The organism is Roseateles sp. (assembly GCF_044373315.1).
Taxonomy (GTDB): Bacteria; Pseudomonadota; Gammaproteobacteria; order Burkholderiales; family Burkholderiaceae_C; genus JACDQM01.
On sequence record NZ_JBILQK010000002.1, the window covers coordinates 62187 to 81239 of the forward strand.

The 19053-nt window shown below is 65.8% G+C and carries 17 protein-coding genes and 1 tRNA gene; 7 read left to right on the plus strand and 11 right to left on the minus strand.

What is annotated here, in order from left to right; genetic code table 11:
- Nucleotides 1-11: 11 nt before the first annotated feature.
- Nucleotides 12-362, minus strand: a complete 351-nt coding sequence (locus tag ACIQ67_RS01010; protein WP_397532481.1) for an RnfH family protein — start codon at nucleotides 360-362, stop codon at nucleotides 12-14.
- A complete protein-coding gene (locus tag ACIQ67_RS01015; RefSeq protein WP_397532482.1) occupies nucleotides 349-816 on the minus strand; it encodes a type II toxin-antitoxin system RatA family toxin in 468 nt (155 codons plus the stop codon). Before ACIQ67_RS01015 ends, ACIQ67_RS01010 begins: the two co-directional genes overlap by 14 nt.
- Nucleotides 817-863: 47 nt before the next feature.
- Between ACIQ67_RS01015 and smpB the strand changes: the two genes are divergently transcribed.
- Both smpB and ACIQ67_RS01025 read left to right on the plus strand, forming a co-directional pair.
- Entirely contained in the window at nucleotides 864-1328 is a 465-nt protein-coding gene (smpB, locus tag ACIQ67_RS01020) for an SsrA-binding protein SmpB (RefSeq protein WP_397532483.1), read from the plus strand.
- Between the two features lie 21 nt (nucleotides 1329-1349).
- Nucleotides 1350-2414 carry an adenosine deaminase gene (locus tag ACIQ67_RS01025; protein WP_397532484.1) on the plus strand — a complete coding sequence of 355 codons (1065 nt, stop codon included), beginning with the start codon at nucleotides 1350-1352 and terminating at the stop codon, nucleotides 2412-2414.
- A gap of 8 nt (nucleotides 2415-2422) precedes the next feature.
- Here the strand turns inward: ACIQ67_RS01025 and ACIQ67_RS01030 are convergent, their stop codons facing one another.
- From ACIQ67_RS01030 to phaR, 3 genes are all read right to left on the minus strand, one after another.
- Nucleotides 2423-3634 (minus strand): PLP-dependent transferase, encoded by a 1212-nt coding sequence (locus ACIQ67_RS01030; RefSeq protein ID WP_397532485.1) that lies wholly within the window; start codon nucleotides 3632-3634, stop codon nucleotides 2423-2425.
- A gap of 69 nt (nucleotides 3635-3703) precedes the next feature.
- Nucleotides 3704-5128 (minus strand): 30S ribosomal protein S12 methylthiotransferase RimO, encoded by a 1425-nt coding sequence (gene rimO / locus ACIQ67_RS01035; protein ID WP_397532486.1) that lies wholly within the window; start codon nucleotides 5126-5128, stop codon nucleotides 3704-3706.
- A gap of 75 nt (nucleotides 5129-5203) precedes the next feature.
- A complete protein-coding gene (phaR, locus tag ACIQ67_RS01040; RefSeq protein WP_397532487.1) occupies nucleotides 5204-5788 on the minus strand; it encodes a polyhydroxyalkanoate synthesis repressor PhaR in 585 nt (194 codons plus the stop codon).
- A 161-nt stretch (nucleotides 5789-5949) separates the two neighbouring features.
- On the opposite strand from phaR, the gene ACIQ67_RS01045 reads away from it, so the two are divergent.
- The gene (locus ACIQ67_RS01045) at nucleotides 5950-6171 is read left to right on the plus strand and encodes a SlyX family protein (RefSeq protein WP_397532488.1); all 222 of its coding nucleotides are present in this window, start codon (nucleotides 5950-5952) and stop codon (nucleotides 6169-6171) included.
- Between the two features lie 116 nt (nucleotides 6172-6287).
- Here ACIQ67_RS01045 and ACIQ67_RS01050 read toward each other — a convergent pair.
- The 3 genes from ACIQ67_RS01050 to ACIQ67_RS01060 all read right to left on the minus strand — a co-directional run bounded on the left by ACIQ67_RS01050 (nucleotide 6288) and on the right by ACIQ67_RS01060 (nucleotide 9539).
- Nucleotides 6288-6364, minus strand: a tRNA-Val gene (locus tag ACIQ67_RS01050).
- Nucleotides 6365-6420: 56 nt separating this feature from the next.
- Nucleotides 6421-8673 carry a RelA/SpoT family protein gene (locus ACIQ67_RS01055; protein WP_397532489.1) on the minus strand — a complete coding sequence of 751 codons (2253 nt, stop codon included), beginning with the start codon at nucleotides 8671-8673 and terminating at the stop codon, nucleotides 6421-6423.
- Nucleotides 8670-9539 carry an alpha/beta fold hydrolase gene (locus ACIQ67_RS01060; RefSeq protein ID WP_397532490.1) on the minus strand — a complete coding sequence of 290 codons (870 nt, stop codon included), beginning with the start codon at nucleotides 9537-9539 and terminating at the stop codon, nucleotides 8670-8672. The genes ACIQ67_RS01055 and ACIQ67_RS01060 overlap by 4 nt, the downstream gene beginning before the upstream one ends.
- A 66-nt stretch (nucleotides 9540-9605) precedes the next feature.
- Here ACIQ67_RS01060 and ACIQ67_RS01065 point away from each other — a divergent pair, with 66 nt between their 5' ends.
- Nucleotides 9606-10379, plus strand: a complete 774-nt coding sequence (locus ACIQ67_RS01065; RefSeq protein WP_397532491.1) for a 3-hydroxybutyrate dehydrogenase — start codon at nucleotides 9606-9608, stop codon at nucleotides 10377-10379.
- 116 nt (nucleotides 10380-10495) lie between these two features.
- On the opposite strand, the gene ACIQ67_RS01070 is transcribed toward ACIQ67_RS01065, so the two are convergent.
- A complete protein-coding gene (locus ACIQ67_RS01070; protein ID WP_397532492.1) occupies nucleotides 10496-11200 on the minus strand; it encodes an SIMPL domain-containing protein in 705 nt (234 codons plus the stop codon).
- A 165-nt stretch (nucleotides 11201-11365) separates the two neighbouring features.
- On the opposite strand from ACIQ67_RS01070, the gene ompR reads away from it, so the two are divergent.
- Together ompR and ACIQ67_RS01080 are read left to right on the plus strand one after the other, a co-directional pair.
- The gene (gene ompR, locus ACIQ67_RS01075) at nucleotides 11366-12100 is read left to right on the plus strand and encodes a two-component system response regulator OmpR (RefSeq protein ID WP_397532493.1); all 735 of its coding nucleotides are present in this window, start codon (nucleotides 11366-11368) and stop codon (nucleotides 12098-12100) included.
- 14 nt (nucleotides 12101-12114) lie between these two features.
- Nucleotides 12115-13440 (plus strand): ATP-binding protein, encoded by a 1326-nt coding sequence (locus ACIQ67_RS01080; protein ID WP_397532494.1) that lies wholly within the window; start codon nucleotides 12115-12117, stop codon nucleotides 13438-13440.
- A gap of 31 nt (nucleotides 13441-13471) precedes the next feature.
- Here the strand turns inward: ACIQ67_RS01080 and ispF are convergent, their stop codons facing one another.
- Entirely contained in the window at nucleotides 13472-13948 is a 477-nt protein-coding gene (gene ispF / locus ACIQ67_RS01085; protein ID WP_397532495.1) for a 2-C-methyl-D-erythritol 2,4-cyclodiphosphate synthase, read from the minus strand.
- A gap of 147 nt (nucleotides 13949-14095) precedes the next feature.
- On the opposite strand from ispF, the gene ACIQ67_RS01090 reads away from it, so the two are divergent.
- On the plus strand, nucleotides 14096-16324 hold the full coding sequence (locus ACIQ67_RS01090) for a patatin-like phospholipase family protein (protein WP_397532496.1): 2229 nt from the start codon (nucleotides 14096-14098) through the stop codon (nucleotides 16322-16324).
- 40 nt (nucleotides 16325-16364) lie between these two features.
- Here ACIQ67_RS01090 and clpB read toward each other — a convergent pair whose 3' ends face one another.
- Complete coding sequence (clpB, locus tag ACIQ67_RS01095) at nucleotides 16365-18962, minus strand: ATP-dependent chaperone ClpB (RefSeq protein ID WP_397532497.1); 2598 nt, start codon at nucleotides 18960-18962, stop codon at nucleotides 16365-16367.
- Between the last annotated feature and the right edge of the window lie 91 nt (nucleotides 18963-19053).

The window sequence follows — 19053 nt, forward strand, 5'->3', positions numbered from 1 at the left end:
CCCTTTGCTGATCAGGCCCGCGTCTTGCCGGCCAGCGGGCGGTGCCGAGACACGATGCGCTCGCCCGCCGCGCGGTAGCGCTGCCGACGCGCCTCCTTCGGATCCACCGTGAGTGGTCGGTAGACCTCGATGCGGTCGCGCTCGCGCAGCACGGTACCGAGGCCCTTCAAGCGACCCCAGATACCGATCTTCAGCTCAGCGAGGCGCGGCAGCTGCTCGGCGAAGGCGGGACAGGCGCGCAAGGCCTGCTCGATGGTGCAGCCCTGCTGCAGCAGCAGGTGCTCATGCCGCACATCGCCAGCCTGCGGACTCCACACCAACTCGACCTTCAACTGCGCAGCACCCATCTCAGCGCGGACCATAGACGCCTTCTGCGCGCTGCACAAAGCTGTCGACAAAGGTGTTGGCAATCCGATCAAAGACCGGGCTGACCACGGTCTCCAGGGCCTTGCTCGAAAAGGCGTAACGCAACTCGAACTCGACCTTGCAGGCCTGGGGCTCACTGCCATCGTCGTTGCTGCCGGGCTTGGTGAGCGGCAGGAAATTCCACACGCCATCCAGCAGCGAGAACGGGCCATCGACCAGCGCCATCTCGACGCGGCGTGCCGGCTGATGATTGTTGCGCGTGGTGAAGGCGTGGCGCACGCCGGCATAGGCAAGCGACAGGCGCGCCGTCATGCCTTCGTCGCTTTGGTCCAGTACCTCGGCCTGTTGGCACCAGGGCAGGAACTCCGGATAGCGCGTCACTCCGGTCACGAGCTCATACATCTCGCGCGGCGAGTACCACAGCAGAACTGACTTCTTGACGTGCTTCATACAATGCCGGGATTGTATTGGCCCCTCCCGGCCCCAGATCGATATCCATGTCTATTGCAGAAAACCGCCGCGCCCGATTCGAATATCACATCGAGGAACAGTTCGAGGCGGGCATCGTGCTCGAAGGCTGGGAAGTCAAGGCCATCCGCGCCGGCCAGGTACAGCTGACCGATGGCTACGTGATGATCAAGAACGGCGAGCTCTTTTTGATCGGCTGCCGCATCAACCCGCTGCGCACCGCGTCCACGCATGTGAACCCGCTGGCCGACCGGACCAAGAAACTGCTGATGAAGAAGGACGAGATCCGTCGCCTTGTTGGCAAGGTCGAGCAAAAAGGCTTCACCCTCGTTCCGCTCAATCTGCACTACAAGGGCAGCCATGTGAAGGTCGACATCGCGCTGGCCAAGGGCAAGGATCTGCATGACAAGCGAGAGACCGAGAAGAAACGCGACTGGGAGCGGGAAAAGGGGCGGTTGATGCGACATTCGGTCCCATCCAGGCCCAAGGACTGATCGCGTAGCGCCGAGTACAGCATGGCTACAACACCCATTGACCTCTCCCGCATCCCGCGCAGCGCCCTGCCCGCCGTGCTGGCAGCCGCGCCCAAAGCGGAGCTACATCTGCATATCGAAGGCTCGCTCGAGCCTGAATTGATGTTCGCACTGGCGCAGCGCAACAGCATCACCCTGCCCTATGCCGACGTGGATGCCGTCCGCCGCGCCTATGCCTTCAGCAATCTGCAGAGCTTTCTGGACATCTACTACGCCGGCGCCGGCGTGCTGCAGACCGCGCAAGACTTTGAGGATCTGGCCTGGGCTTACTTCGAGCGCGCAGCCGCAGACAAGATTCGCCGCGCCGAGATCTTCTTCGACCCGCAGACGCATACCGCGCGCGGCATCGGCCTTGACCTCGTCATGGCCGGCTTCGCTCGCGCGATCGCGCGAGCCGAGCGTGAGCTTGGCCTGAGGGTAGGCCTGATCGCCTGCTTCCTGCGCCACCTCAGCGAGGAGGACGCGCTCGCTACGCTGGAGCAGCTCAAGCCTTACCGAGCACAACTGCTCGGCGTCGGCCTGGACAGCAGCGAGCTAGGCCATCCGCCGGAAAAGTTCGCCCGCGTATTCGCCGAGGCTGGCGCACTAGGCCTGCACCGCGTTGCCCATGCGGGCGAAGAAGGCCCGCCCGCCTACGTGTGGGGCGCGCTGGACACGCTGCAGGCCGAGCGCATCGACCACGGCGTGCGCAGCCTCGAAGATGCCGCACTGGTGACCGAGCTGCGTCGCCGTGCCACGCCCTTGACGGTGTGCCCGCTGTCCAACCTCAAGCTTTGCGTCGTCAAGACGCTGGCCGAGCATCCGCTGCCGGCGCTGCTGGGCGAAGGACTCAAGGCGATGCTGAACTCGGACGACCCGGCCTACTTCGGCGGCTATCTGGGCGAGAACTTCCAGCAGTGCTTTGCCGCGATGCCGGCGCTCGGCGCAGCCGAGGCCTACACACTGCTGCGCAACGGCTTCGAAGCCAGCTTCGCCCCTGAAGCGGACAAGGCGCGCTGGATTGCCGAGCTCGACGCGGTGTTTGCCGCCGCCGCAGCGGCGGGCTGAGAGACTGATCAGCCCCGCAGCCGACTCAAGCCCTGCAGCAGGTCGGCGCGCAGATCGGCCTCGGCCTCCAGGCCGATCGCGAAACGCACGATCTGACCCTCGGCGTAAGGCAGGCTCAGGGAACGGCTGCGGCTCATGTCGTAGGGCACGGCCAGGCTCATCGGCCCGGCCCAGGAATAGCCGATGCCGAACAGATCCAGCGCGTCAACGAAGGCATCGACCTGCTGCTGGCTGTACTCAGCCTTGAACACCGCGGAGAACAGGCAAGCCGCACCGGCACTGCTGATGCTTTTCCAATGCTCATGCCCTGGCGAGCCCGGCAGCGCCGGGTGCAGCACCTGCGCCACCTCGGGCTGCTGCGCCATCCAGGCGGCCAGCGCGCGGGTGGTGGTGTCCTGCGCACGGTAGCGCAACTCCAACGTCGGCAGGCCGCGCAGCACCAGTTCGACATCGTTCTGGCCCAGGCCGTAGCCCAGGTGCTCGTGGGCATGGTTAAGCTTGTCGTGCAGGGCCTGGTCGCGGGTGTAGACCGCGCCCATCAACACATCGGCGCCGCCCGAGGGGTACTTGGTAAGCGCCTGCATCGAGATGTCCACGCCAAAGCCGGGCTCACTGTCCGGCAGCAGGTCAAAGGGATTGAAGGCAATGCCCGCCCCCCAGGTGTTGTCCAGCGCCGTGGTCACGCCATGAGCCTTGCAGGCTTTGACAAGACCGATCAGGTCGGGGAACTCCAGAGTGATCGAGCCCGCCGCCTCCAGCCAGACCAGCTTGGTTTTCGCGCTGAGCATGCGCTTGAAGCCCTCAACATCCTGGCCGTCATAGAAGCGGTGCGTGATGCCGAAGCGCGGCAGCCAGTCCTCGCTGAGATAGCGGTTCTGGCCATAGACGTTGTCGGGCACCAGCACCTCGTCGCCAGGGCGCAGCAGGCCTAGCGACACCAGCGTGACGGCCGACAGGCCGCTGGGCGTCAGCAGGCAGTGCTCGGCGCCTTCCAAAGTGGCCAGGCGCGCGGCCAGCGTGTACGAGGTTGGCGTGCCGTGCAGGCCGTAACGGTAGCTCTGGCCATCGCGCGGGCGCGGCTGACGCAGATCGGCGGTGTTCTTGAACAGCACCGTCGAGGCCTTGAACACCCCGACCGGATGGGCCGCCCAGCCCTCGGGCGCTTGGTATGGGTGGTGGATCTGCTGGGTGGAAATCGCGCGCTGCTTCTTGTCGTTCAAGGCCGGCCTCACAAATGAAAAAGCGGGCTGGAGCCACTGCTGCTCCAGCCCGCTGCGGATTGTGCGCGATCAGATCGGCATGCCGATCAAGTCATGCCCTTCGACCGCGACGATGCGCGCACGCGTGAACTCGCCCACCTTCAGGGTCTTGCTGGCCTTCTCGGGCGGCAAGAGACGCACGGTGCCGTCGATCTCCGGCGCATCCGCGTAGCTGCGGCCGACACCGCCCTTGCGGCCCAGCGCGGGCGCCGAGTCGACCAGCACCTGCATGGTGGCGCCTACACGGCTGCGCAGCTTGTCGATGGACACCGCCTCTGCGATTTGCATGAAACGCGCGCGACGCTCTTCGCGCACCGCGTCGGGCAAGGCCCCTGGCAACGCATTCGCTGCCGCACCGTCGATCGGCGAGTAGGCAAAGCAACCGGCGCGGTCGATCCTGGCTTCCTGCATGAAGTCCAGCAGGTACTGGAACTCTCCTTCAGTCTCACCGGGGAAGCCGGCGATGAAGGTGGAGCGAATCACGATCTCGGGGCAGATGGCGCGCCAAGCCTGGATGCGCTCCAGATTGCGCTCACCATTGGCCGGGCGCTTCATGCGCTTGAGCACATCAGGGTGCGCATGCTGCAGCGGCACATCCAGATAAGGCAGGATCAGCCCTTGAGCCATCAGCGGCAGCACCTCGTCCACATGCGGGTAGGGGTACACATAGTGCAGGCGCACCCAGGCGCCATGCGCCTTGGCAAGTTCACCCAGCTGCGCGACCAGGTCGTACATCTTGGTCTTCACCGGCTTGCCGTCCCAGAAGCCGGTGCGGTACTTGACGTCGACGCCGTAGGCGCTGGTGTCCTGGCTGATGACCAGCAGTTCCTTGACGCCAGACTCGAACAGCGCACGCGCCTCGCTGAGCACATCGCCGATGGGACGCGAGACCAGATCGCCACGCATGCTCGGGATGATGCAGAAGCTGCAGCGGTGGTTGCAGCCCTCGCTGATCTTCAGATAGGCGTAATGCTTGGGCGTGAGCTTGATGCCGGCCACGCCACGCGCCTCGGGCACCAGGTCGATGAAGGGATCATGCGGCTTGGGCACATGGGTGTGCACCGCGTCCATCACCTCCTGCGTAGCATGGGGGCCGGTGACGGCCAGCACGCTTGGGTGCATCTCGCGCACCAAGCCGCCGGCCTCGCTACTTTGCTGGCCGGCCTTGGCGCCCAGGCAACCGGTGACGATGACCTTGCCGTTCTCGGCCAGGGCCTCGCCGATGGTGTCCAGGCTTTCCTTGACGGCATCGTCGATGAAGCCGCAGGTGTTGACGATCACCAGATCAGCGCCGGCAAAGGTCTTGGAGGTTTCATAGCCCTCGGCGCGCAATTGCGTGAGGATCAGCTCGGAGTCGGTCAGCGCCTTGGGGCAACCCAGGCTGACGAAACCGATCTTGGGGGCTGCGCCAGGCGCAACGGGCGGAATGGCGCTCAGGCCGGAGGTGTTACTCATAGGCCCAATTGTCCCTTAAAGCCGTCCGGCAGCGTGGCATGGGCGGCCAATGCCCCCCGCAGCCTGCGCTTCGCCTCAGGGCTTCTTGGCCGGGAAGCCCGGCATGCCAGGGAAGAGCGAGCTGGCCTGGCTCATCTGCTCCTGCATCTGTGCCAGCAGGTTCTTGCTCTGCTCCATATAGCCGCCCATCAAGCCTTGCATCATCGGCGACTGAGCGCTCATGAAAGTGGTCCACAACTCGGGACTGAAGGCCAGGCCCTTGCTCTGCTCGGCGAACTTGCCCTGCATATCAGCAAAGGCCTGCATGTTCTTCTCGAGATAGGCGCCCATCACGCCCTGCATGGCATGGCCGTAGAAACGGATGATCTGCTCCAGGGACTGGGTTGAGAACATGGGCACGCCGCCCGTCTCTTCTTCAAGAATGATCTGCAGCAGGATCGCGCGCGTCAGATCCTCGCCCGTCTTGGCATCGCGCACCTCGAAGCTGTGACCCTCAAGCACCATCTTCTTGACGTCGGCCAGCGTGATGTAGCTGCTGGTCTGGGTGTCATAGAGGCGCCGATTCGGATACTTCTTCAGCACCCGAACGCTGGGGCCGGCGGCAGCCGTGGAATCGTCCTGCTGCGCAGAAGCAGTCTTGCCGCGACGGGCAGTGGCCATGAAGTCTCTCTCCCGGATGTTTTAGGTGAACTGAAATCGATTCTAGAAGTGCGCCCTCTGGGCAGTCGGACGGGTTTACCCCCGAAGTCGACACGCTGCAACTTGTCAAAGGCCTGCGCTGCGTGCGCAAAGCCATCGCCGTTTTCGCGTCCAATACAGGCATGGACATTAGCAGCACAGAGACAGACAAGCGCCTGACCGAGCTGGAGATCAAGGCCAGCTATATCGAGGATCTGCTGGACCAGCTCAATCTGGTGATCGTGCGCCAGCAGCAGCAGATCGACCACCTGATGCGCGAGCTTCGCGAGTTGCGGCAGCAACAGCCCGAGCCAGGCAGCGCACCGTTTCGCAGCTTGCGAGATGAACTGCCGCCGCATTACTGAGCAACACAAGTGGCCGGCCCCTTCAGAAGCGGGCCTAGCAATGCAAAAAGCCCGACAGATCGAAGATCTACCGGGCTTTTGCGAGTTCCTCACCTACGGGCAAGGCCTACCGAATTTGGTAGGCGCGATTGGATTCGAACCAACGACCCCCACCATGTCAAGGTGGTGCTCTAACCAACTGAGCTACGCGCCTGAAGAGCTTCGCAGTATAGCACGGGTTTTTTGCTCTGCACAAGAAACTCAGCGAATTCAGCGACGCCGTGCGCCCCGCACCCCGTTCACCAGAGCCACAGCACGCAAGACCTGCGCGAGACGACCCGAGTCGGCCACCTCGACAGTGAAGCTCATCCACGCCGTCTCGCCACGAGGCACACGCACGGACTGTGTGTTAACCGCGGTGACATTCATCTTCTCCTTGGCGAAGACTTCCAGCACATCGCGCAGCAAGCCCTGGCGATCCGAGGACTCGACGATCACGTCCACCGGATAGAGCCCGCCCTTCTCGGGCGTCGCGCCCCACTCCACTTCGATCACACGTTCCGGCGAACGCTGTGCGATCTCACGGAAGTTGCTGCAGTCGCACCGATGAATGGCAACGCCCTTGCCACGCGTCACATAGCCGGCGATCGGATCAGGCGGAGCCGGTCGGCAGCAACGCGCCAGATTGGTCAGCAGCGAATCAACGCCCACCACCAGCACGCCGCCACGCGGCGCCGTGCTGCCGGCCTTGGTACGGCGCTGCGCCAGCATCTCGTCCTGATCAAGCTCGGGAACTGGCGGACGCAGCAGGTTCTCGATATTGCGCAGCGAGTACTCGTCCTTGCCGACCACCTCGAACAGCGCATCAGCCGTCTTGAAGCCGAGTCGCGCTGCCAACTCTTCCAGCTTGATGGCCGTCTTGCCCTCGCGCTGCAGCAACTTCTCCACCAGCTCACGGCCACGCGCAATGGTCTGTGCCTGCGCCTGCGCATTGAACCAGGCGCGCACCTTGGTGCGGCTGCGCTGGCTCTGCAGATAGCCGAGCTCGGGGTTGAGCCAGTCCAGCGAGGGGGCACCCTCCTTGATGGCGGTGATCTCCACCGTCTGGCCATTCTTCAGGCGCGTGTTCAGCGGCACCATCTGGCCGTCGATCTTGGCGCCGCGGCAGCGGTGGCCCAGGCTGGTGTGCACCGCGTAGGCGAAGTCAATCGGCGTGGCGCCGGCCGAGAGCTCAACGATGGAGGCCTGTGGCGTGAACACGTAGATGCGGTCGTCGAACACACCTTCGGTCTGCCCTGCCTGAGCCCCCTCGGCAACAAAGTCGCGTTCCCAGGCCAGCAACTGGTGCAGCACGGCCTTGCGCGCCTGCGCCACCTGCTCCTCGAAGTCACCGGCCGCCACCACGCCGGCATAGCCGCGTGCGCCCGCCTCCTTGTAGGCCCAGTGCGCCGCCACACCGTGCTCGGCATGCTCGTGCATCCCGCGCGTGCGGATCTGCACTTCCATCGCGCGGCCGTCTGGGCCCAGAACCACCGTATGCAGAGACTGGTAACCGTTCGGCTTGGGGCGCGCGATGTAGTCGTCGAACTCACCGTCCACCGGCTTGTAGAGCTCGTGCAGCCGACTCAAGGCGCCGTAGCAATCGGCCACCTCGGGCACGATCACGCGCAAGGCGCGCAGATCGAAAACACGTTCCAGCGGCAGGTTCTTACCCTGCATCTTCTTCCAGATGCTGTAGAGGTGCTTGGGCCGACCCTGCACTTCCGCGGACAAGCCCTGCACCTCCAGCTCAGCCTGCACACGCAGCCGCACAGCCTCGATTGCCTGCTCGCGTTCGACCCGCTTCTGGTCCAGCGCACGGGCCAGCTCACGGTACTGCTGAGGCTCCATGAATCGGAACGCCAGATCTTCGAGCTCCCACTTGATCTGCCAGATGCCGAGCCGGTTCGCCAGTGGCGCGAACACCTGCTGCGATTCGGCCGCAAGCGCATGCGGACACTCGGTCTTGCTGGCAGCGAAGAAGCGCAGGGTCTGCAGACGCGAGGCCAGGCGCAGCAGCACCACGCGCAGGTCGCGTGAGAACGCCAGCAGCATCTTGCGCACCCGCTCGGTTTGCTGCTGGCGCTGCTCGGCGCCCAGCACCTTGTCCTGCGCCATACGCGCCGCGCGCTGGATCTGCACCAGCTTGCGGGTGTGGCTCACGAGGCTGGCATAACTTTCGCCAAAGCCCTTGGCCACCACCTCTTCCGGCTTGGTCAGGTAATCGCCGGCGTAGACCAGATAGGCGGCGGCCTGCATGGCCGGCGCAGCGCCGATTTCGCGCAGGATGGCCGCCACGCCATCGGCATGCGCCAGCGCCTCTTCACCGGTGTCCAGCGGCTGCTCAGCCAGCAGGGGCTCGGCAAAGGCGCGCGCACGGGCGACCGCGGCGGCGTCGGCTTGTTCCAGCCCGTCCTGCCCCGTATCGGCCAATGCCACGATGGGCGCGGCCTGGGCCGCGCCCGCAATCTGCCCGGTTTTCATGCCTGTTCGAGAAAGCGCGCGACGACCTCAATCTGCATCGGATCAACCAGCGTCGGCGCATGCCCGACGCCGGAAAACTCACTCAGCTGCGCGCGCGGCCCGCGCTGCGTCATCGCCTGCGCAGTTGCCATCGACAGCAGATCAGAGTCGCCGCCACGCAGCAGCAGGGTCGGGCAGGCAATGCGGTCATAGCTCTGCCACAGCATCGCGCTGCTGGCGCTCGCGACTTCGGGCGTAAGCGCCGGGAAGCCAGCCGAGATGGCTGGGTCGTAATGCAGCTTGTACTGGCCTGCGCCATCCGGCTTGAACATCGGGCGCGACAAGGCCAGCCAATCGACATCGCTGTGCGGCCCGAAGCCGGTCGAGATGCCGCGCAGATAAGCCGCGCCCTGCTCCACGCTCTCGAAGCGCAGCGGCTGGCCGAGATAGCTGCCGATGCGCTTGAGCGCCTCCAGCTCGATCACCGGGCCCACATCATTGAGCACCAGGCGGCGCACCGGGCTGTTCGGCAGCGACGCCAGGCCCAGGCCGATCAGCCCCCCCATCGAGGTGCCGACCCAGTCGACCTGCTCCACATCCAGGCGGGCCACCAGACTCACCATGTCCGCCACATAGGTGGGGATCTGATAGAGCGCCGGGTTGGCCAGCCAGTCGGAATGGCCGCGGCCCACCACGTCGGGGCAAATCACGCGGTATTTCGCGCTCAAGCGCTGCGCCAGGTGATCGAAATCGCGCCCCTGGCGCGACAGGCCGTGTACGCAGACCAGCACACGCGGGTTGTCGCGCGCGCCCCATTCCCAGTAGGCCATGCGGTGCAGGCCCACGGGGCTCAGGCAATGGACGGATTTCAGCAGCGGTTCAGCCATGGTTAACATCCTCGGCGAACATCCTAACAACCCCACACCCGCTTCTTCATTCGCAAAGGACAAAGCATGTTGTTGAAAGGCAAGACTGCGCTCGTGACCGGCTCCACCAGCGGCATAGGACTGGGCATCGCGCTGTCGCTGGCCCGCCAGGGCGCGAACATCGTGCTCAACGGCTTTGGCGACGCCGAGACACCAAAGGCACAGGTGGCGGCACTGGGTGTGCGAGTTGGCTACCACGGCGCAGACATGAGCAAGGCCGCAGACATCGAGGCCATGATGGCCTATGTCGATGCCGAATTCGGCGGCTGCGACATCCTGGTCAACAACGCCGGCATCCAGCATGTGGCGCCGGTCGAGAGCTTCCCGACCGAGCGTTGGGACGCGATCATCGCGATCAACCTCAGCTCGGCCTTCCACACCACGCGCCTCGCGCTGCCGGGCATGCAAGCGCGCGGCTGGGGCCGCATCCTCAACATCGCCTCGGTGCACGGCCTGGTGGCTTCGGCGCAGAAGTCCGCCTACGTGGCAGCCAAACATGGCCTGGTGGGCTTCACCAAGGCCGTGGCCCTGGAGACGGCAACATCGCCGGTCACCGTCAACGCGATCTGCCCGGGCTGGGTGCTAACCCCTCTGGTGCAGAAGCAGGTCGACGCCCGCGCTGCCGCTGACGGCGTGGACAACGAGGAAGCCAAGCGCCGCCTGCTGATGGAAAAGCAGCCCTCGCTTCAGTTCACCACGCCCGAGCAGCTCGGCGAGCTGGCGGTGTTTCTGTGCTCGGATGCCGCGTCCAATGTGCGCGGTCAGTCCTGGGCGCTGGATGGCGGCTGGACTGCGCAGTAAGGATGGAGCCCCTCGGCTGATGGGTAAATCAGCCGATCCCCCAGGCGGCTAGCGGGCCGGTTTGGGGCGGCCCGGCGCCTGGCCCGTCCCCGCCCCCCGGCACCCGCGCAGCCCGGCTACTTGCTCATCTGCACCACGCCGCTGACCGTCACCGAGACGGTCGCCTTGCCGGCTTCCACCGGCAAGGCTTCCTCGACCAGCGCGGCACTCTTGTAGCGCATGGCCGGTGCAGCCATGGGCATCACGCCACCATCCTGCGCATTCACGCTGACTTCGCCTATCGTGTAGCCGCCATAGCCGAACTGGCGGCTGTAGTCAGCCGCACGCGCCTTGAAGCGGGAAATCGCCTGCGCAGCCACATCGGCCTCGACCTTCTCGCGCGCCTCGCGCGACAGGCCCCAGCCCACGCGCGCGATGCTCAGCGTGCTGATGCGTCCGCTGAGCTGGGCAATCGCGGTGGCATCCTTGCCCTCCACCAGCAGCTCCGCGCTGCCCGCCCAGCCGTTGATGCCGCCGCCCTTGGGCGCGTAGCGCGGATAAAGCGAGAAGTTGCCAGTCTGTACCTCCACCTGGCCGGGCTTGGCCGCCTTGCGCGCCTCGGCCAGCGCTGCGTCCAGTGCCTGCTTCAGCGCAGCCTGCACCGCGCCGGCATCGGCACCCTCCTTGGTGGTGGAGAACACCAGGCTCAGCACATCGCGCGCCACCTCCTGGTTGGCGCTCACGCTGAGATTCAGCGCGTCGCGCCGCGGGGCCTGGGCCTGCACCGAGAGCAGCGGCAGCGACAAGGCCAGGGCGACAGCGCCCATCAGTTTCGGATTCATGCGTTTCTTTCCTTCCCGTCGAAATAGCAAGCGGACAGATCTACAAGCGCAGTCACCCGGCCGCAGGTTGACCGCGAAACATCTGCTCACAACCGGCGCGCCCGAAGATGTAACAGCGGCGCAAACCCGCGCAAAATCGGCGCTGTTACATTTTCAGGAGAGGCCATGAGCACCGCCCCCAACCGCCCCAATCGCATTCTCGTCGTCGATGATGACGCACGCATCCGCGATCTGCTGCGCCGCTACCTGACTCAGGAAGGTTTCGATGTGGTGCTGGCGGAGGACGGCAAGGCGCTGAACAAGGCTTTGACGCGCGAGACCGTCGACCTCTTGGTGCTGGACCTGATGCTGCCCGGCGAGGACGGCCTGTCGATCTGCCGCCGCCTGCGCGCTGCCAATGACAACACCCCCATCATCATGCTGACTGCCAAGGTCGAGGAGGTCGACCGCATCGTCGGCCTGGAGGTGGGCGCCGACGACTACCTGTCCAAGCCCTTCAACCCACGCGAACTGCTGGCCCGCATCAATGCGGTGCTGCGCCGCCGCCCGCCGCAGGAGGCTCCCGGCGCGCCCTCGAAGGAGCCGATGACAGTGACCTTCGGCCCCTTCGAGTTTGATCTGGCGCTGCGTCGCCTGGCCAAGAACGGCGAAGCGCTGCCGCTGACGACGGGCGAGTTCTCGATGCTCAAAGCCCTGGTGCGTCATCCGCGCCAGCCGCTGTCGCGCGACAAGCTGGCCCAGCTGGCGCGTGGGCGCGAGTTCGAGCCCTTCGACCGCAGCCTGGACGTGCAGGTCTCGCGGCTGCGCAAGCTGCTGGAGGACGACCCCGCGCAGCCCCGTTACATCCAGACCGTCTGGGGGGTTGGCTATGTGTTTGTGCCGGATGAGGCAACAGCCTGAGCTGACGCCCCGGCATGACCCAACCCCGACTGGCGCTGACGCTCTTCTGGCGCACCTTTGCCCTGCTGGCGCTGTTGCTGGCCGGCGGTGTGCTGGCCTGGCAGCAGACCTTCAAGGCGCTGGAGGCCGAGCCACGTGCGCTGGAGGCGGCACAGCAGCTGGCCGGACTGGTCAACCTGAGCCGCGCCGCACTGGCGCACGCCGACAGCATCAACCGTGTGGCCGTGATCAGTTCGCTGTCGCGCAGCCAGTCGGTGCGCGTGCGAGTGGCCGAGAGCAGCGACCTCTGGTTGTCCTATGACACCACGCCCTTTGCCAAACGCCTGGCCGCTGAACTGCGCGGCCATCTGGGGCCGGACACCGTGGTCGCTCGCAGCGTCAACCAAGAAGACGGCCTGTGGGTGCGCTTCGGCATCGGCCCCGACAACTTTTGGCTCCAGACCAGCCCCGCGCCGCTGTCGCTGAACCTGTCCAGCAACGGCTGGTGGGTCGGCATCGCTTTGCTGGCCTCCTTGCTGGGGGCGGCGGCCATCGCGCGGCTGATCAACCAGCCCTTGCGTCAACTCTCGATCGCCGCTGGCCGCATCCGCGATGGCGAGTACGACTCGCGCCTGGACGAGACCACCCGCACCAGCGAGATCCGCGAAGTCAATATGGGCTTCAACCGCATGGCACGGGAACTGGCCAAGATGGAAGAGGACCGCACGGTGATGCTGGCCGGCATCTCGCACGATCTGCGCACGCCGCTGGCGCGGCTGCGCCTGGAAGCCGAGATGAGCGTGGTGGACGAGCAGGCTCGCATCTACATCGCGCAGGACATCGACCAGCTCGACGCCATCATTAACAAGTTCATGGACTACGCGCGCCCGAGCGAACTGAAGCTGCAGCCGCTGGTGCTGGGCGAACTGGTCGAGCGCGAGGCGCAGGCCTTCCGCGATCCCGCACAAATCCGCATTGACGTGCAGCTGCCGCCCGATCTGCGCGTCTGGGCCGACGAAACAGAACTGGGCCGGGTGCTGCTGAACCTGTTCGAGAACGCGCGGCGCTACGGCCATGCTCCGGAGGAACCGGCCCAGGTCGAAGTCACGGCGCAAACCAGCGGCAGTTGGGTGGAACTGAGCGTGCGCGACCATGGCCCCGGTGTGCCGGCAGACAAGCTGGCCCACCTGACAACACCCTTCTTCCGCGGCGACGCCGCTCGCACGGCCGCAACCGGTGCCGGGCTGGGTCTGGCCATCGTGGAGAAATCGGTGCAGCGTCTGGGCGGTGAACTCGAGCTCAGCCATGCCGATGGCGGAGGCCTGCAAACCCGGGTCCGACTGCAGCGCGCCCTGCCGTGACCCCCTGCTGCAGATTCAATGCCCTTGGGGTTCAGGCCTTCACCAACAGGGCGACCGCCCGCGCCTCGATCGCGCGGCCTTCACCCACCGGGCCCATCTTCTCGGCCGTCTTGGCCTTTACATTGACCTGTCCGACATCAACCCCGAGCACCTCAGCCAGGCGGGCCCGCATGGCCGGGATGTGGGGGGCCATCTTGGGCGCCTGGGCGATGATGGTGCTGTCCAGGTTACCGATGGCCCAACCGGCCGCCTGCACACAGCGGTAGGCCTCGGCCAACAGCACCATGGAGTCTGCCCCTTTGAACTCGGCAGCAGTGTCCGGAAACAGCTTGCCGATATCCCCCAGCGCCGCGGCGCCCAACAGCGCATCGGTGATGGCATGCGCCAGGGCATCGGCATCCGAATGGCCAAGCAAGCCATGCGTATGGGGAATGGTGATGCCGCCGAGAACGAGCGGACGATCCGTGACGAGGGCGTGGGTGTCCCAGCCTTCACCGATGCGAAACATAATTTGGGCCATTTCAGGGCGAGCAAGAGACGGCAGCCGAGGCGGCACGCCGGGACTTTGAGCTTAATCGATAGGGGCGCATCCGGCGGCCCTGCACGGCAAGACGATAGCCCACGCGAAGCACTGCAAAACACTCACCGACTTCATATGCTGAACAAACTCGCGCCGGTTTCTGCTTTCGCAGCCCTGCTGACTCTGTGGCTCAGCAGTGCGGCGCTGGCGCAGCCCGCGGCACCGACGCCTGCCGCCGATGCCAGCAATCCGAGACCACGCATCGGTCTGGTGCTGTCGGGTGGCGGCGCGCGCGGCCTGGCCCATCTGGGCGTGCTGCGCGCGCTGCGTGAGCTGCGCGTGCCGGTAGACCTGGTGGTGGGCACCAGCATGGGTGCGGTGGTGGGTGGCGCCTATGCGGCCGGACGCAGCATCGAGGAAATCGAGGAGATCGTGCACAGCGCCGACTGGGCCACCATCCTGTCCGACCGGCCGCAGCGCCGCGAACTCAGCTTTACCCGCCGCGAGGAAGACCAGTTGCTGCCCTCGCGCATCGAGATGGGCCTGAACCGCGACGGCGTTTCGCTACCGCCAGCAGCCGTCGGCAACAGCGCGCTGGAGCGCACGCTGGAACGCCTGATCTCGGGGCAACGTGCCGACCTGCCGCTGAACCAGCTGCCCCTGCCCTTTCGTGCGCTGGCCACCGATCTGTTGTCCGGCGAGATGCACGAGATGATCGACACGCCACTGTTCCTGGCGCTGCGTGCCTCGATGGCCGTGCCGGGTGTGTTCGCGCCGGTGCGCATCCAGGGAAGACCCATGGTGGACGGCGGACTGGTGCGCAATCTGGGCGTGGACATTGCGCGCAAGATGGGTGCGGACCTCATCATCGCAGTCAATGTGGGCTCGCCGCTGCTGGAAGAGCGCGAGCTGGGCAGTGCGGTCGGCGTGGCCAACCAGATGCTGCAGATCCTGACCGAGCAGAACGTCACGCGGTCGCTGAAGGAGCTGCGGCCGGCCGATGTGCTGATCGACCCGCAGCTCGACAGCATGGGATTCCTGGACTTTCAGCGCCTGGCGCCCACCGTCGAGGTGGGCCACCGCGCGGCCCTGGCGGCGCAGGAGCGCCTGCAACAACTGGCCTTGACTGACGCGGCCTACAGCGAGCACCAGCAGTCGCGCCTGCCGCTGGCCAGTGCTCAGCCGCGAGCGCTGCCCCTGCAGGCACTGGCGATCAAAGGCACCCGGCGCAGCAACCCGCAGGCCCTGCAATCCAGCCTGGGGCTGCAGCCTGGCGAGCCCGTCACCGAAGCCCAGGTCGAGCGTGCCGCGGCCGTGCTCTACGGCAGCGGCGATTTCGACCGGGTGGACACTGCCATTCTCGACAACGACGGCCGTCGCCAGGTGACCCTTCAGGTCAATGAGGCCGCCTGGGCCCGCAGCCGGCTGCGCGTGGGTCTGGAGCTCTACAGCAATTTCGACGACGCCAACCGCTTTTCGCTGGTGGCGATGCACAGCGCCAACTGGCTGAATCCCTGGGGTGCCGAGCTGCGCAGCCTGGGCCGCATAGGCGCCAAGCGAGAACTGGGCACGGAGCTCTTGCAGCCGCTGGGTGCTGGCTCAAACCTGTATCTGGCACCGCGCCTGCACTATGAGGAAAGCGAAGCGGACGCCTTCGATGGCGGCCGGCGCGTCGCACGCTATGCCGTCAGCCTGGGCACAGCCAGCCTCTCCCTGGGATGGCGGCTCGGCAACTGGGGTGATGTGCGCGTCGGAGCAGGTCGCGTGCGCAGCCGCACGCGAGCCCAATTGCCCGAGGATCCGAGCCTGGGGTCCATTCGCCTGAGCCTGCGCACCCGCTTTGCCCAGCTGCGCATCGACAGCCTGGATTCAACAGCATTCCCCGCACGAGGCCAGCTGCTGGATCTGAGCTATGCACGGTTCGATTCAGACCGCACGGGCATGGTCAACCAGGTGTCAGCGCTGGGGCTGAGTGCCTTCCAGCTCGGCCCCTGGGCCGGCCATCTTTACGGCGAGTTCTCGCACGCCAGCATCGGCAGCACGCGCTCGCTGGGCGGCTTCCTGCGCCTGTCCGGCAGCCCGGACAGCTCGCTTGAAGGGCGCAATCTCTTCCTCGGACGGATGGTGATGGCCAAGCGCATCGGCCAGATGCCGCTGGGCCTGGGTCAGTCCGTGCGGGTGGGCTTCTCGCTGGAACTCGGCGGCGCCGTACCGGAACAGCAGACGCTTCAGCCCGGCGATCTCAAGCTGGCCGGCAGCGGCTTCCTGGCGGTGGACACGCGCTTCGGGCCCTTCTATCTGGCCCTAGGCGGCACGCGCGAGGGCAAGTCGGCGGTCTATCTATTCCTCGGTCCGATCTGGTGACCGGGCGGGCGGCGCGTCAGGCGCCGCCCGCTCGCCCCGATCAATGGACCACGCGGCCGAAGGCGAACTCGCCGTTCTCGACCTGCACCGGGATCACGTCCTTCGGCCCGAAGCGGCCCTGCAGGATCAGCTTCGACAGCGGGTTCTCGATGCGTTGCTGGATCGCCCGCTTGAGCGGCCGCGCACCGAAGGCCGGATCGAAGCCCACCTTGGCGAGCTCGGCCAGCGCCTCATCGCTGACCTCCAGGGTCATCTCCAGCTTCTGCAGGCGCTGCTCCAGGGCCTTCAGCTGGATCTTCGCAATGGCAGCGATGTTCTTGTTGTCCAGCGCATGGAAGACCACGGTCTCGTCGATGCGGTTGAGGAACTCGGGGCGAAAATGCGCCTTGACCTCTTCCCAGACCGCGTCGCGGATCACCTCGCTGGATTCTCCGGCCAGCGCCATGATGTGCTGCGAGCCCAGGTTCGATGTCATCACGATCACCGTGTTCTTGAAGTCCACCGTGCGGCCCTGGCCATCGGTCAGGCGGCCATCGTCCAGCACCTGCAAGAGCACATTGAACACGTCCGGATGCGCCTTCTCGACCTCGTCCAGCAGCAGCACGCTGTAGGGCTTGCGCCGCACCGCCTCGGTCAGATAACCGCCTTCGTCATAGCCCACATAGCCCGGGGGGGCGCCGATCAGGCGGCTGACCGAGTGCTTCTCCATGAATTCGCTCATGTCGATGCGGATCATGTGGTCTTCGCTGTCGAACAGGAAGCCCGCCAAGGCCTTGCACAGCTCGGTCTTGCCCACGCCGGTGGGGCCGAGGAACAGGAAGCTGCCCAGCGGGCGGTTCGGGTCTGACAGACCGGCGCGTGAGCGGCGGATCGCATCGGCCACCGCAGTGATGGCCTCGTCCTGACCCACCACGCGCTGGTGCAGCTTGTCTTCCATCTGCAGCAGCTTGTCGCGCTCGCCTTGCATCAACTTGGACACCGGAATCCCGGTGGCGCGCGCCACCACCTCGGCAATCTCCTCGGCACCGACCAGGGTGCGCAGCAGCTTGTTGGGCTTGCCCTCGGCGCTGCCCTTGCCGGCTTCCTTGGCCTGCGCTTCCTTGAGCTTGGCCTCCAGCCCCGGCAGCTTGCCGTACTGCAGCTCGGCCACCTTGTTGAAGTCGCCTTTGCGCTTGAGTTCCTCGATCTGCAGCTTGATGCGCTCGATCTCTTCCTTCACATGGGCGGAGCCCTGGGCGGCAGCCTTCTCGCTCTTCCAGATCTCGTCCAGGTCGGCGTACTCGCGCTGCAGCTTGTCGATCTCTTCCTCGATCAGGCCCAGGCGCTTCTGCGACGCCTCGTCCTTCTCCTTCTTGACCGCCTCGCGCTCGATCTTCAGCTGGATCATGCGGCGGTCCAGCTTGTCCATCACCTCGGGCTTGGAGTCGATCTCGATCTTGATCTTCGCCGCGGCCTCGTCGATCAGGTCGATCGCCTTGTCGGGCAGAAAGCGGTCGGTGATGTAGCGGTGGCTCAGCTCGGCCGCGGCGACGATGGCCGGGTCAGTGATCTCCACGCCATGGTGCACCTCGTACTTCTCCTGGAGGCCGCGCAGGATGGCGATGGTGGCCTCGACGCTGGGCTCGTCAACCAGCACCTTCTGGAAGCGGCGCTCCAGCGCAGCGTCCTTCTCCACGTACTTGCGGTATTCGTCCAGCGTGGTGGCGCCGATGCAGTGCAGCTCGCCGCGCGCGAGCGCGGGCTTGAGCATATTGCCCGCGTCCATCGCGCCCTCGGCCTTGCCGGCGCCCACCATGGTGTGCAGCTCATCGATGAAGAGAATGATGCGGCCTTCGTCCATGGCCACTTCCTTCAGCACGGCCTTCAGCCGTTCCTCGAAGTCACCGCGGTACTTGGCGCCGGCCAGCAGGCCCGCCATATCGAGCACCAGCACGCGCTTGTCCTTCAGCGTGTCGGGCACCTCGCCATTGACGATGCGCTGGGCCAGGCCTTCGACGATGGCGGTCTTGCCCACGCCCGGCTCGCCAATCAGCACCGGATTGTTCTTGCTGCGGCGCTGCAGCACCTGGATGGCGCGGCGGATCTCGTCGTCGCGGCCGATCACCGGATCGAGCTTGCCTTCGCGGGCGCGCTCGGTCAGATCCAAGGTGTACTTCTTCAGCGCCTCGCGCTGGCCTTCGGCTTCCTGGCTGTCCACTTTCTGTCCTCCTCGAACGGCTTCAACGGCGGCCTCCAGGGCCTTGCGGGTCAGTCCATGGCCGCGCACGATGCCGGCCAGGTCGGTCTTGGCGTCGGCCAGCGCGAGCAGGAACATCTCACTGGCGATGTAGTGGTCGCCGCGCTTAGAGGCTTCCTTTTCGGCGGCCTGCAGCAGGCTCACCAGATCGCGCCCGGCCTGCACCTGCTGGCCCTCGCCCTGCACCTGCGGTAGGCCGGCCACGGTGATTTCCAGCGCAGTCTTCAGCGCGGCGCTCTTGACGCCGGCACGCTCCAGCAGCGCGCGCGGGCCATCCTCCTGTGCCAGCATCGCCAGCAGCAGGTGGGCGGGTTCGATATAGGGGTTGTCGCGCGTCACAGCCAGGCTCTGGGCCTCGGCCAAGGCTTCCTGGAATCGGGTGGTCAGCTTGTCAAAACGCATGGTGGATGGTCCTCCGGTTGCAAGCAGACATGGGGCAGCGATCCCCGAAATCAAGAGCCTCGCGACGGCTAGGGCCGCCCGGCTTGCGCCA

Bases quoted from the DNA above. Each gene is read 5' to 3' on its own strand.
- ompR (WP_397532493.1), top strand. From the start codon at position 11,366: ATGAGCACCGCCCCCAACCGCCCCAATCGCATTCTCGTCGTCGATGAT.
- ACIQ67_RS01015 (WP_397532482.1), bottom strand. From the start codon at position 816: ATGAAGCACGTCAAGAAGTCAGTTCTGCTGTGGTACTCGCCGCGCGAG.
- ACIQ67_RS01090 (WP_397532496.1), top strand. From the start codon at position 14,096: ATGCTGAACAAACTCGCGCCGGTTTCTGCTTTCGCAGCCCTGCTGACT.
- ACIQ67_RS01010 (WP_397532481.1), bottom strand. From the start codon at position 362: ATGGTCCGCGCTGAGATGGGTGCTGCGCAGTTGAAGGTCGAGTTGGTG.
- rimO (WP_397532486.1), bottom strand. From the start codon at position 5,128: ATGAGTAACACCTCCGGCCTGAGCGCCATTCCGCCCGTTGCGCCTGGC.
- ACIQ67_RS01070 (WP_397532492.1), bottom strand. From the start codon at position 11,200: ATGAATCCGAAACTGATGGGCGCTGTCGCCCTGGCCTTGTCGCTGCCG.
- ACIQ67_RS01025 (WP_397532484.1), top strand. From the start codon at position 1,350: ATGGCTACAACACCCATTGACCTCTCCCGCATCCCGCGCAGCGCCCTG.
- ACIQ67_RS01055 (WP_397532489.1), bottom strand. From the start codon at position 8,673: ATGAAAACCGGGCAGATTGCGGGCGCGGCCCAGGCCGCGCCCATCGTG.
- smpB (WP_397532483.1), top strand. From the start codon at position 864: ATGTCTATTGCAGAAAACCGCCGCGCCCGATTCGAATATCACATCGAG.
- clpB (WP_397532497.1), bottom strand. From the start codon at position 18,962: ATGCGTTTTGACAAGCTGACCACCCGATTCCAGGAAGCCTTGGCCGAG.
- ACIQ67_RS01065 (WP_397532491.1), top strand. From the start codon at position 9,606: ATGTTGTTGAAAGGCAAGACTGCGCTCGTGACCGGCTCCACCAGCGGC.
- ACIQ67_RS01080 (WP_397532494.1), top strand. From the start codon at position 12,115: ATGACCCAACCCCGACTGGCGCTGACGCTCTTCTGGCGCACCTTTGCC.
- ACIQ67_RS01045 (WP_397532488.1), top strand. From the start codon at position 5,950: ATGGACATTAGCAGCACAGAGACAGACAAGCGCCTGACCGAGCTGGAG.
- ACIQ67_RS01060 (WP_397532490.1), bottom strand. From the start codon at position 9,539: ATGGCTGAACCGCTGCTGAAATCCGTCCATTGCCTGAGCCCCGTGGGC.
- ispF (WP_397532495.1), bottom strand. From the start codon at position 13,948: ATGTTTCGCATCGGTGAAGGCTGGGACACCCACGCCCTCGTCACGGAT.
- phaR (WP_397532487.1), bottom strand. From the start codon at position 5,788: ATGGCCACTGCCCGTCGCGGCAAGACTGCTTCTGCGCAGCAGGACGAT.